The organism is Nonomuraea sp. NPDC059023 (genome assembly GCF_042740095.1).
Classification (GTDB): Bacteria; Actinomycetota; Actinomycetes; order Streptosporangiales; family Streptosporangiaceae; genus Nonomuraea.
In genome coordinates this window covers 12,590-25,186 of the sequence record NZ_JBHYIO010000057.1, presented here as the reverse complement: position 1 = coordinate 25,186, position 12,597 = coordinate 12,590, and the positions used below count along the sequence as shown (strand labels likewise).

The following is a 12,597-nucleotide window of genomic DNA, read 5'->3' as shown; positions in this document are numbered from 1 at the left end:
AGCCAGCCGTCGGAGCCCCGGTCAACGACCAAGGGGAAACTAGGCGGAAAGAAGCGTGCGCGCCGCCAGGAGGCGCCGGATGTTGCCCGCGGCGGTTCTCCCGGCCCGGTTGGCGCCGATGGTGCTGGCCGAGGGCCCGTAGCCGACGAACTGCAGGCGCGGCTCCCTGACCACCTGGGTGCCCTCGACCTTGATGCCGCCGCCGGGCTCGCGCAGCCGCAGCGGGGCCAGGTGGTCGAGGGCGGAGCGGAAACCGGTGGCCCACACGATGGCGTCCACCCGCTCGTGCCGCCCGTCCGCCCAGGTGAGCCCGCCGGGGGTGATGCGGGCGAACATCGGCAGCCGGTTCAGCACGCCCTTCTCGCGCGCCGCCCTGATCACCGGGGTGGAGCTGAGCCCGGTGACGCTGACCACGCTCTGCGGCGGCAGCCCGGCGCGCACCCGCTCCTCGACCAGGGCGACCGCGTCGCGCCTGGCGACCTCGCCGAACGGGTCGTCGCGCCAGACCGGCTCGCGCCTGGTCACCCAGAGCGTGCCCGCGGCGACGTCGGCCAGTTCCGCCAGCACGTGCATGGCCGAGGCGCCGCCGCCGACGACGGCCACCCGCTGCCCGGCGAACTCCCCCGGACCCCGGTAGCCGGCGTAGTGGATCTGGCGGCCCCGGAAGCCGCCGCCGCCCGGGTAGTAGGGCCAGTAGGGGCGGGTCCAGGTGCCGGTGGCGTTCACCACGGCCCGCGCGGCCCAGTCGCCGCGGGAGGTGGCGACCACGAGACGGTCGTCGCCGCCGCGGCCGACCGCGGTGACGCGGACCGGGCGGAGCACGTCCAGGCCGATCTCCGCCTCGTAGGCGCCGTAGTAGGCGGGCACCACCTCGCGGGCGGGGGCGGCGCCGTCCTGGTGCTCCTCCTGCGGGACGCCCGGCAGGTCGAAGATGCTGTGGATCTTGTCCATGGTCAGCGACGGTGATCGGTGCCGCCACGCGCCGCCCGGCCCCTCCTCCGCGTCGAGCACCACGGTGTCCAGGCCGAAGCGGCGCAGGAAATAGGCGCCGGACAGGCCCGCCTGCCCGGCGCCGATGACCACGACGTCAGTGATGTCCACGATCTCTGGCAACCGTCACGGCGTCTGGATCCTTCCCACGACGGTGACGGAGTCGGTGGGCAGGCCGCCGGTCGAGGAGCTGAGGTCCACGCCGGCGGGCCTGGGCCGGTAGCCGGTCAGGCTGTCGAGGCCGATGGTGACGTCGCTGGCCACGAGCCGGGGCAGGCCCCTGGTTCGCAGCTCGAACTCCACCCCGTCGCCGGGCGGCGCGAAGAACTGCGCCTCGAACGGCCAGGCCGCCCCCGGACGCGGCGCGCTCTCCGGCTCGGGGAACGGCACGCCGGGCCGCCCGGCCACCCGGATGACGCCCGCGGTGGCGGGCCGGTCGGCGTGCAGGTTGACCTGGTAGGCCGAGCGCTGGGAGCGTACGCGGACCCGGGTGATGGTGTCGGCGCCCTCCTGCCGCCGGCTCAGCACGCTCACCTCGGGCGCGGGCAGTTTCGCCGCCTCGGCCGTGCCCGCGTGGGCGGGGCGCATGCCGTACGGCAGGGGCACCTTCCACTCCCCGGGCGCCTGGGGGGTGAGGGCGGCGGCCCAGGGGTGCGGACGGTCGTCGGCGGTGATCCAGCTCGCGGCGCCGGTGGCGGTGTCGAGCACGTAGGCCAGATGAGCGGCCTGCGGGTAGCGCTCGTCGAAGCGGTCGTGGATCAGCCCGCCCCCGATCAGCACGAACACCAGCGCCGTGGCGGTCAGCGGGCCCAGCGCCACACGCAGCCGCCCCCGCGGACCACGTGTGGCGGGCGTGACCTCAGCCAGCAGCGGAAGCGCGGAGTAGGCGGCCAGCACGAGCAGGACCACCGCCACCGCGGCCAGCGCCAGGCCGAAGGCCGCGAACGTGCGCGCCCCGACGGTCAGCAGCACGACGCCCGCGGCGGCGGCCACGGCCCGCACGGCCAGGGCGGCGTGCGGCCGGGCCGGCTCCAGCAGGAGCGCGGCGATCCCGGCGAGCCCGCCGGCCAGCGCGGGGATGGCGCCGTAGTAGGACATGCCGGGCATCACGCCGGCGAGCGCGGCGCCCGCGACCGCCAGCCAGGCCAGCGAGCCCACGGTGAGCGCCGCCGTGCCGAGCCATCGCCGCAGCAGCGCGTACCAGCCCCAGACCAGGGCCACGGCCATCGCGATGAGCGCCAACCGGTACAGATCCGGCCGGTACGGCTCGCCGAACACCATCCCCGCGTACCCGGGCTGGATCATGGTCAGCAGTTGCCACACGCGGTCGCCCAGGAGGTAGGCCAGGGCGACGGGCGCCACTCCGGCCAGCGTGGCCAGGCCCATCTTGGGCAGGGTGGCGGCCCGCCGTACCCGGGCCAGGACGGCGAGGCCGAGCACGGCCAGGACGCCCAGCGCCGCGAGCGGCGCGACGAACCCGCCGGGGTAGGCGAAGACGACGCCGAAGGCGGAGAAGAAGGCGGCGTCACTGGGCACGCGCTGGGCGGGCAGGTCGGCGGCGAGCGCGGCGCGGGTCAGGGCGAGGCCGTTGTCGCCGTGCATCTGCAGCACGGCGGGGTCGAAGTTCTCGACCGTGTCGCGCGGGTGGTGGTAGTAGGCGCGGCCGCCGGCGGTGCCGAGGTCGACGCCGATGAAGCCGTGTTCCTCCAGCGTGGTCAGGTCGGAGTGGAAGCCGGTCTGCCGGTAGATGCCGATGAGGGCGGACTCCCCCACCGGGTGCGGCATCGAGGACAGGGCGCGCACGAGGCCGGTGCCGCCGGGGGTGACGTTGTAGACGGCGGAGGGCGCGCCGTTGCCGGGTCCCTCCAGGTTGACGACCACGCCGCCGTCCTTGGCGAGCGGGTGGTGGGCGGCGAAGGCCTCGGCGCCGATGAGGCCGGGCTCCTCGCCGTCGCTGAGCAGGATGACCAGGTCGTTGCGCGGCTGCTGCCCGGAGGACGTGAGCGCGCGGACGATCTCCAGGATGGCGGCGACGGAGGCTTTGTCGTCGCTGGTGCCGGGGGTCGTGGTGGTGGAGTCGTAGTGGGCGGCGAGCACGACCCTGCCGGTGGAGGCGCTGCCGGGGATGACGGCCACGACGTTCTCGGCCAGGCCGGAGGTGATCTCCGAACCGAACGAGCGGGCCCCCACCCCGGTCTGGACCTCGGGCTTCAGGCCGAGCGCGGTCAGCTGGGCGAGCAGGTAGTCGCGGATGCGGTCGCCGCCGGGCGAGCCGATCGGCGTGGGACCGCCGGTGGCGATCTTCTCCAGGTGCGGCCAGGCGCGGGCGGCGCTGAACTCCCCGGCCGGAGCGCCGGTGCCCGCCACCGCGGGCGGGCGTTCGAACAGCCAGGCGGCGCAGGCCACGGCCACGACGGCCACTAAGGCGACGGCTCCGGCGAGCGTGCGCCGGGATGCGCGCACCGGCGCGACGCCGGTTCTCTCAAGCGTGTGCATGGGTACACAATGACTTGTGCACAACAGATTGTGCAAGCTGGACTGTGCACAGGGCAGCGCGAAAACGCAGATGAGGACGGGAAACAATGCACAGAAATCAGGTAGGTTGACGCCCATGGCCGATCATGAGGTACGCACGCTGACCGACCTCGAAGCGCTGCGGACGCTCGCCCACCCCCGCCGCCAGCGCATCCTGGATCACCTCAGCGCCCACGGCCCCGCCACCTCCGCCGACCTGGCCCGCGATCTCGACCTCAACACCGGCGCCACCAGCTACCACCTGCGCGAGCTGGCCAAGCACGGCTTCGTCGAGGAGGTGCCGGAGAAGGCGCGCGGACGCGAGCGCTGGTGGCGCCACGTCCGCGCCGACCTTCGTTTCCCCCGCCGCAGCGAACAGGACGAGCAGACCCGCGCGGTCATGGACGAGCTCCAGGCCCGCGCCTATAGTGAGGACATCGCCGCGTTCCGCCACGCTCTGGCCACGTCGGAGCCGGGCGGCTGGGGTGACGCCTTCCCCTTCTCCCGCGGCACGATCACGGTCACGTTGACGCAGCTCGCGGAGTTCTTCGAGGAGTACGTGGCGCTGGTCATGCGCTACGGCGACAGCGCCGAACACTCCCCCGAGGCCCGCCGCGTCCACACCCGTTTCCTTGCGTTCCCGGACATCGCCGACTAGGGTCACCTGTCTATGTCCAGCCCCGAGTCCGACAGACGCTGACCACCGGCGCTCCGGTGGTCGGCCTCCGCATGCCCGCGCGGCGTGCGCGGATGGCGTGACCGGGACCGCCGTTATGGTCCTGTCCGTCTCTCACTCGGGAGTCTCACTGCCATGCCTGTGGCGGTCTTCATCCTCGGCCTCGCCGTCTTCGCCCAGGGCACCTCGGAGTTCATGCTCTCCGGGCTGCTGCCCGACATCTCCGCCGACCTCGGCGTGTCCCTGTCCCAGGCCGGTCTGCTGACCTCGGCCTTCGCCATCGGAATGGTGGTCGGCGCACCCGTCCTGGCCGCCGCCACCCTGCACTGGCCGCGGCGGCGCTCGCTGGTGCTGTTCCTGTCCGTCTTCGCCGCCGCCCACGTGGTGTCGGCCCTCACCCCCGACTACGCCGTACTCCTCGCGGCCCGCGTCGTCTCGGCGCTGGCCAACGCCGGGTTCTGGGCCGTGGCCGCCGCCGCGGCGGTCGCCATGGTGCCGGTCCGGGCCAGGGCGCGGGCCCTGGCCATCGTCGTGGGCGGTGTGACCGTCGCCTGCGTCGCGGGGGTCCCGGCGGGCGCGGTGCTCGGTCAGCTGTGGGGGTGGCGCTCGGCCTTCTGGGCCGTCGCCGTCCTGTCGGCCCTGTCCGCGGTGGCCATCCTGCGCGCCCTGCCCTCCGGTACGGCCCGCCGTACCGCGTCCACGGGCCCTTCCCCGACGGAAGGCTCTTCCGCGGCAGCGGGCACCTCCCCGGCGGGAGGTGCGTCCCCTGCGGGAGGTGCCGCTGTCGCGGACGGTGGTGAGGTGCGGACCGGGGTGCGCACCGAGCTGCGGGCGCTGGCCGATCGGCGGGTCGTGGTCACCTACCTCCTGAACGCGCTCGTCCAGGGCGCCACCTTCTGTGCCTTCACCTTCCTCGCGCCCATGGTCACCGAGGTGGCCGGGCTCGGCGAGGGATGGGTGCCGGGCATGCTGGTGCTGTTCGGCGCGGGGGCGTTCCTGGGCATCACGATCGGCGGACGGCTGGGTGACGCGCAGCCCATGCGTGTCCTCGGCTTCGGCATGACCGCGCTGACCGCCGGATGGCCGGTGCTCGCCCTGGCCGGGGGCAACCCGGTGGTGCTGGTCACGCTGGTGTTCGCGCAGGGGCTGCTGGCCTTCGGGCTGGCACCGGCCCTGACCTCGCGCGCCTACCAGCTCGCGGCCGGGGCGCCCACCCTGGCGGGGGCGTTCGCCACCGCCGCGTTCAACGTGGGGGCCGCCGCCGGTCCCGGGCTCGGCGGGCTGGCCCTCGACGCCGGGTTCGGCTTCCGCGCCCCGATGTGGGTGAGCGCGGGCCTGATGGTGCCCACGCTGGCCGTGCTGGCGTGGGCGGTCCTGCTGGATCGGCGGACCGCCCACGCGCCGGTCAGCCGAGTGTGATCCGGTCCAGGTTCGGCCCTCCGGTGGCGGTGGTGGACAGCAGGCGGACGGTGTTGGCCCCCGCCTGAAGGTCGGCGGTCACCGTCGTCTCCACCCAGGTGGTCCACGCGCCGGTGGGGTCGAAGGGCTTCTCGTCGGCGGCGAGCACGCCGTTGACGAGGACGTCCATCGGCCTGCCCGCGGTGGTCCCGTTGGCGAAGCGGATCGTGAGCGCCCGCGGCCCGGCGGCCGCGGCGCTCACGGTGAACTCCACGTAGGAGCCGGCGAGGTTGTCGAGGTTGACGAAGCCGGTGCCGGTGAAGCCGGCGTGGTTGGACTCGACCACCCCTTGGGAGATGGCCGCGCTCTCCGCCTGGTACTCCGAGCTCGGCGCCGTCGGGGCCGGCACGTCCAGGTAGTCGATGTTCGGGCCGCCGTTCGCGGTGGTGGCGACCAGCTTGATCGTGTTGGCCCCGGCGTTGAGCTCGGCGGTGATCGGCGCGTTGACCCACGTGGACCAGGCGCCGGTGCCGGGGAAGTCGCGGGTGACGGGGGCGCCGCCGTTCACGGAGATGCTCATCGGGCGGTTGACGGCGGTGCCGTTGGCGAAGCGCAGGGTGAGCGTCGCGGTGCCGGCACGGGCGGCGTTGGCGGTGAACTCGATGCCGCTGCCGGTGACGTTGTCGAAGTTGACGAAGCCGGTGCCGGAGTATCCGGCGTGGTTGGACTCCACGAGACCCTGGGTGATCACGGCCTGCTCCGCCTCCAGGCGGGTGACGGTGCCGGAGGTGGGCCTGGCCCTGATCAGGCGGGTCTCGCCGGGGCGCAGGGTGGCGCTGTAGGAGGAGGAGACGGTGCCCTCCGCGGCGCCGGACCACAGGTTCGTCACCTCGGCGGCGCCGGAGAAGCCGACCTGCGACCAGTTCACGCTGACCGTTGAGTTGCCCGAGGTTCCGGTGTTGAACAGGGCCACGATGTAGTCGCCGTTCGACTCCCGTTTACGCCAGACCTGGTTGACGCCGCTGTTCACAATGCGATCGGCGGCGACGCCGTCCTGGTTGACCGCGATGAGCCGCTCGTTGGCGAGCATGGCCAGGTCGGTCGAGGTGAGCGCGGTCAGGTCGCTGCCCAGCAGCAGCGGCGAGGCGGCCATCGCCCACAACGTCAGGTGGGAACGCCGCTGGTCGGCGTTGATGCCCATCTGGTCGCCGTTGCCGATCTGCAGGGAGTCGAGGTCGTTCCAGCCGCCGGGCGCGGCGTACTGCTGCCACGCGGCGGCGGAGGCGAAGCGGCTGGTGATCTTGGCCCAGGTGGTGAGCGGGTAGCCGGAGCCGTTCGGGCCGGGGCCGCAGTAGCACTCGACGTCGCCCTGCGTACGCCAGCTGTTGGCCAGCCGCTTCCAGGTGGTGGCCTGGGCGATGGGCAGGTTGTTGGACAGGGCGAAGTTGATCGGCCTGCCGGTCTGCCGCAGCGCCTTGTCCCAGCCCTCGACGTCGGCGATCGTCGTGGCGTCCACGCCGTCGATCTTGAGGTAGTCCACGCCCCACGAGGCCATCTGGTTGGCCCAGGAGTTGATGAACGCCTGCGCGCCCGGATGCGACCACTTCAGCCGGTACATGTTCTTGCAGTTGTAGTTCTTGTGCATGCTCGCGCCGGTGTCGGCGATGTCGGCGGCGCGGTAGCTCGTACCCTCGACCGGGGTGTTGCGGGTGACGGCGTTCTTGGCGATGCCCGGCGTGACGTAGAAGCCGAACTTCAGCCCCTTGGAGTGCACGTAGTCGGCCAGCGCCTTGATCCCGGAGGGGAACTTGGCGGCGTCCACCTGCCAGCGGCCGAAGCCGTCGACCAGGAAGCCGTTGGCGTCGCACTTCTGGTAGAAGTCGTCGAGGTTGATGTAGACGTAGCCCTTGGCCGGCAGGCCGCTGCTGACCATGGCGTCGGTCTGGGCCTTCATCTTGGCCTCGTCCGGCCAGCGGCGTACGAAGCTCCAGCTGCTCCAGCCCATCGCGGGCCGGATCGACAGCCCGTTGTCGGAGGCGCTCGCGGGCGGCGAGGAGGAGATCGCCAGGCCGGTGGCGGCCAGCAGCACGGCCACGGCGGCCGCGCGCAGTCTTGTCGGATTCAACGCGTTCTCCTTCAGCCGAGGCTGATCCGGTCGAGGTTCGGCCCGCCGCCCGCGGTGGTGGCGGTGGCCCTGATCGTGTTGGCGCCCGCGTTCAGCTGGACGGTGAGCGTCCGCGTCGTCCAGGTGGTCCAGGCGCCGGTCGGGTCGAAGGTCAGCTCGTCGGCGGCCTGCGCGCCGTTGACCGTGATGTCCATCGGGCGGCCCGCCGTGGTGCCGTTGGCGTAGCGCAGCGTGAGCGTCGCCGGGCCCGCGCTCGCCGCGTTCGCGGTGAACTCCACGTAGGAGCCCACCAGGTTGTCGTAGTTGACGAACCCGGTTCCGGTGAAGCCCGCGTGGTTGGACTCCACCGCGCCCTGCGAGATCGTCGCGTCCTCCGCCTGGTGGTCGGTCGGTGAGGGTCCGCTGGCCGCCTCGACGTCGAGGTAGTCCAGGTTCGGCCCGCCGCCCGCGGTGGTGGCGGTGGCCCTGATCGTGTTGGACCCGGCGTTCAGCGGCACCGTGAGCGTGCGGGCCGTCCAGTTCGTCCAGGCGCCGGTCGGGTCGAAGGCGAACTCGTCGGCGGCCTGCGTCCCGTTGACCGTGATGTCCATCGGGCGGCCGGAGGTGGTGCCGTTGGCGAAGCCGAACGTCAGCGTGGCGTTCCCGGCCCGCGCGGCGTTGACCGTCCACTCCACGTAGGGCCCGGCGAGGTTGTCGCCGTTGACGAAGCCGGTGCCGGAGTATCCGGCGTGGTTGTTCTCCACCGCGCCCTGCGAGATCGTCGCGTTCTCCGCCTCGTAGCGGTTCTCCGGCGGCTCGGCGCCGCCGCCGGGGTAGGCGCCGCCGATCCACGCCTCGTCCACGCGCAGCCGGGCGATGCCGTGGCTGCCGGTCTTCTCCAGGCGTACGTGCCGGGCGGTCGTGGGCGGGATGTCGATGAACTGGACGCCGCGATGGTTGGGCAGGTTGCCGGTCTTGACCGGGCTGCCCCAGTTGGTGCCGTCGTTGCTGACGTAGACGCGGTAGCCGTTGATCCGCGCGGAGTTCGCGGCCGGGTACGTCGTGGAGTCCTCGCGCTGGTTGATCCCGATGTAGCGGACCGGACGCTGCGAACCCAGGTCGAAGCGGAGCGACACCGTGCCCGCCGAGGTGGCGTCCCAGTACGTCAGGTAGTCGCCGTCACCGGCGTCGGCGGCCGGATGGCCACCGGCCGAGGCGGAGGCCGACAGGGTGACGCCGGTGTGAATGCCCTCCCGGCCGGCGGAGACGACCTTGAAGACCGTGTCGTACGGGTCCCAGCCGGACACGCCGCTCAGCGTGAGCGTCCCGTTGGCCTGCGTGAAGCTCACCGGCGCGCCGGTGCGCAGGTTCACCACCGAGCTGATCTTGTATCCGTTGTCGCGCAAGGACAGCGTGCTGCCCGACGGCCGGTTGATCACGTGGATGTAGTGCAGGTTCGGGTTGGTCTTGCTGATCGTGCTCACGCCGTGCGCGCCGTTGTTCCAGAAGCCCGGGTCGAGCCCGCCGTACATGTAGCCGCCGCCCTCGGTCCCGGACAGCGATTCCCAGATCGCCGCCAGGTAGGTATGGGCGAAGTTGTTGAAGCTCTCCTGGGCCGGTGGCATGCGCCCGGCCTTCATCGGCGTCTCGGCCATGAGCGCCTTGACCGAGGATCCGGCGTTGGTGATCAGGCGGCCGAGCGTCAGCTTGTAGTCGACGGCCTGGTCGGAGCCGCCGTACCACCACGGGCCGCTGGTCGGCAGCTTGAAGTCGGCCTCGATGAGGCGCGGCGCCGCCGTGTAGACCGCCTGCGGATAGTCGTAGTTCGGCGTCATGCCGGTCTTCTGCTCGTTGCTGATCATGTCCATGATCGGCGTGTCTTCGTTGTTGTTCGACAGCGTCATGTCGGGCCGCTCGCGCCGGATGCGCTCGTAGAGGCCGTTGCGCTCCCAGTAGGCGTTGTCGTTGTCGATCCAGAACCCGGCCAGCTTCGGGTAACGGGTGAGCTGCTCGACGAACTGGTCGTAGCTGAACTCGCCGAAGCCGTCGCGTGTGTGCAGGTCCACGTTGCGGCCCTTGTAGCTGGAGTAGGCCGCGGAGTTCAGCCACGACTGGCCGGAGCCGAGCCCCTCGTTCCACCACTGCGGGTCGTCGGTCATGTAGTGGATGACCTTCACGCCCTGCGCGTCGGCGGCGTCGATGAGCTCGCCGAGCAGGTCTCTGCTGGTACGGCAGGAGCCGGGCACGGCACTCGGGTACGGCCGCGCGTACCCCAGCCGCGAGTGGAAGGTCGCCAGCACGATGTACTGCGTGTGCAGCTTCTTGGCCTCCTGGACCCAATAGTCCGGGTTCCAGCCGCCGCCGGTGACGGCCGCCTCCCAGGCGCCGCAGCTCGTGTGCTGGGGCGAGGTGCGCATGCCCCAGTGCAGGAACAGCCCGCCGACGGACGAGCGCAGGAACGCCTGGCGCGGGTGCTGAAGCTCGGCCCGCGCCGGTACGGCGACCAGCATGCCGAGGATGAGCGTGAGGACGGCCAGTAAGGCCGCACGCGGGGCTCGGGACATTCGCGCTCCTCTACGGGCCGGTCACGGCGAGGTGGTCGAGGTTGGGTCCGCCGTTGGCGGTGGTGGAGGTGGCTCTGACGGTGTTCGCACCGGCGTTGAGCTGCGCGCTCAGCGTGGCGTTGGTCCAGGTGGTCCAGGCGCCGGTCCCGGGGAAGTTCACGGTGACGGGCGCGCCGCCGTTCACCGAGACGGCCATCGGCCGGTTGACGGTGGTGCCGTTGGCGTGCCGGAAGGCCAGCGTCGCGGCGCCCGCCTGGGCGGCGGTGACCGTCCACTCCACGTAGGGCCCGGCGGCGTTGTCGCCGTTGACGAAGCCGGTGCCGGTGAACCCGGCGTGGTTGGACTCCACGACGCCCTGCACGATCGTCGCCTCCTCCGCCTCATACCGTGAGCCGGTCGGGGGCGGGCCGTCGGACGGGGTGAAGGACGGGTCGCTGGAGATCGCCACCCGGTCCAGGCGGGCGCCGTCCTCACGGTAGGCGAAGGTGACGGTGTGGGTGCCGGCGTTCAGGTCGTAGGTGACCGGAAGCTGGGCCCAGTGCCAGGAGGCGCCGAGCGGGACGGTGTTCCAGTTGGTCCACGCGCCGCCGTCCGCGCGCACCCAGAACGAGTCGTCGCCGGTCGTGGGGGCGATGACACGGGCCCAGACCTTGAAGGACCCGGGATCGGGTACGGCGAAGCCGAGCGTGGCGTGACCGGTCGGCGGCGCCGCCGACTGGCTGTTGTTGCCCGGCGCGACGGTGACGTAGGAGCCGCCGGAGGCGGCCGGGTCCTGCTGGATCTGCATGGGGGCGGTGATGGTGGCCGCCTCGGCCTCGCCGTACAGGCTGACGGGGTTGCCGGGGACGGGGGTGGAGTTCGTCGCGCGCACCCGCAGCGCGCCGCCCGCGGTGTTGGCGCCGGTGACGGAGTAGCCGTTGATGCCGCTGACGCCGACGTCGTAGGCGCTGCCGGTGCCGCGCTGGGCGATGACGTCGAGGCGGATGCCGGAGCCGTCGTCGATGATGAAGGCGGGGCGGTTGTCGTTCTGGTCGAGGCGCATCTCGCCCTTGACCGTCAGGCCCTGGACGTGACGGGCCCAGATGCCGAACGCGGGGCGGGTGCCGTAGTCGCGGGGCGGGTAGCTGGTCAGAAACTCGCCGGGCACACGATTGGCGTCGGAGGCGGGGTGGCCGCCGGGGACGGTCAGCTTGACGCCGTCGAGCATGATGCCGGGGCCGATGTCGACGGCGGGCGTGCCGGTGATGGTGCTGGTCAGCTCGGGTCCGCCGGTGGTGCCCGAGGGCTCGGGGGCGGTGAGCTCGTGGCCGGTCACGTTGGTCAGGTGGATGTTCCTGATCCGGCCGGCGGGCGGCGAGCCCGGACAGCGCTTGCGCTCGCCGATCTTCATGAAGATCGGGGTGGTGGTCTTGGTCAGCGAGATGTTGGTGTAGTGGACGTCCTCGATGATCGCGCCGTCCATCGAGACCATGCCGATGCCGGCCTTGCCCGCGCCGAGCACGGTGATGTTGTCGAAGCGGATGTCGCGGAAGTTGCCGCAGGTCTCCGAGCCGAACTGCATCGCGTTGTTCTCGTGGGAGTAGATCGTGGTGTCGCGCACGCGGACGTTCTGGCTGGTGTAGGTGTGGCCTAGGGCGAAGTCGCTCTTCAGTGCCACCGCGTCGTCACTGGCCTCGATCCGGCTGTTCTGCAGGACGACGTTCCAGCTGTTGATCAGGTTGATGCCGTCGCGCACGCCGTTCTCGGCGTAGACGGTCTTGAGGTTGTCGATGAGGACGTCGTGGCAGCCGTTGAGCAGCGCCATGAAGTGGCCGCCGCGGCGGATGGTGATGCCGGTGATGCTGACGTTCGCGCACTCGGTCAGCGCGATGGCCTTGTTGCCCGCGCCGGAGGGCGGCGAGTTGCTGGTGGACAGGTTGCCGTCGCCGTCGATCGAGCCGGCGCCGGCGAAGTGCACGTTGCTGACGCCCCGGCCGACGAACAGGGAGTTGTTGAAGTGGCTGTGGCCGAAGTCCTGGTAGTCGTCGAAGGCGTTGGGCTCGGGGGCGTCCATGCCGCTGCTCGCCGCGCGTACGGTCGCGCCGGAGTCGAGGCGGATCGTCACGTTGCTCTTCAGGTGGATGGTGCGGGCGCGGTAGTTGCCCGAGGGGAAGACGACGATGCCGCCGGGGGCGGCACTGGCGGCGTTGATGGCGCGGTCGATGGCGTCGTCGTCGTTGGTGCTGCCGTTGCCGGTGGCGCCGTAGTCGCGCACGTTGAACTCGGCGGCGGCGGTGGTGGCGCTCGCGGGGGCGGCGGTGAGGGGGAAGGCCAGGAGGGCGAGGACCAGCGGCCAGGCGGCGCGTCTCATT

General features: G+C 72.0%; 7 protein-coding genes. 2 read left to right on the top strand and 5 right to left on the bottom strand.

Annotation, left to right across the window (positions count from 1 at the left end; genetic code table 11):
• Positions 1 to 39: 39 nt before the first annotated feature.
• On the bottom strand, positions 40 to 1,101 hold the full coding sequence (locus tag ACFWYW_RS53120) for an FAD-dependent oxidoreductase (protein ID WP_379616939.1): 1,062 nt from the start codon (positions 1,099 to 1,101) through the stop codon (positions 40 to 42).
• A 15-nt stretch (positions 1,102 to 1,116) separates the two neighbouring features.
• Positions 1,117 to 3,486, bottom strand: a complete 2,370-nt coding sequence (locus ACFWYW_RS53115; RefSeq protein WP_379616937.1) for a M20/M25/M40 family metallo-hydrolase — start codon at positions 3,484 to 3,486, stop codon at positions 1,117 to 1,119.
• 115 nt (positions 3,487 to 3,601) lie between these two features.
• On the opposite strand from ACFWYW_RS53115, the gene ACFWYW_RS53110 reads away from it, so the two are divergent.
• Entirely contained in the window at positions 3,602 to 4,162 is a 561-nt protein-coding gene (locus ACFWYW_RS53110) for an ArsR/SmtB family transcription factor (protein WP_379616935.1), read from the top strand.
• Positions 4,163 to 4,315: 153 nt separating this feature from the next.
• Positions 4,316 to 5,599 carry an MFS transporter gene (locus ACFWYW_RS53105; protein WP_379641356.1) on the top strand — a complete coding sequence of 428 codons (1,284 nt, stop codon included), beginning with the start codon at positions 4,316 to 4,318 and terminating at the stop codon, positions 5,597 to 5,599.
• Here the strand turns inward: ACFWYW_RS53105 and ACFWYW_RS53100 are convergent.
• From ACFWYW_RS53100 to ACFWYW_RS53090, 3 genes are read right to left on the bottom strand one after another with little or no spacing between them, the layout of a single operon-like run.
• Positions 5,586 to 7,703, bottom strand: a complete 2,118-nt coding sequence (locus tag ACFWYW_RS53100) for a CBM35 domain-containing protein (RefSeq protein WP_379616931.1) — start codon at positions 7,701 to 7,703, stop codon at positions 5,586 to 5,588. The genes ACFWYW_RS53105 and ACFWYW_RS53100 overlap by 14 nt on opposite strands.
• 11 nt (positions 7,704 to 7,714) lie before the next feature.
• Positions 7,715 to 10,246 (bottom strand): carbohydrate-binding protein, encoded by a 2,532-nt coding sequence (locus ACFWYW_RS53095; RefSeq protein ID WP_379616929.1) that lies wholly within the window; start codon positions 10,244 to 10,246, stop codon positions 7,715 to 7,717.
• A gap of 10 nt (positions 10,247 to 10,256) precedes the next feature.
• Positions 10,257 to 12,596 (bottom strand): glycosyl hydrolase family 28 protein, encoded by a 2,340-nt coding sequence (locus ACFWYW_RS53090; RefSeq protein WP_379641355.1) that lies wholly within the window; start codon positions 12,594 to 12,596, stop codon positions 10,257 to 10,259.
• Between the last annotated feature and the right edge of the window lies 1 nt (position 12,597).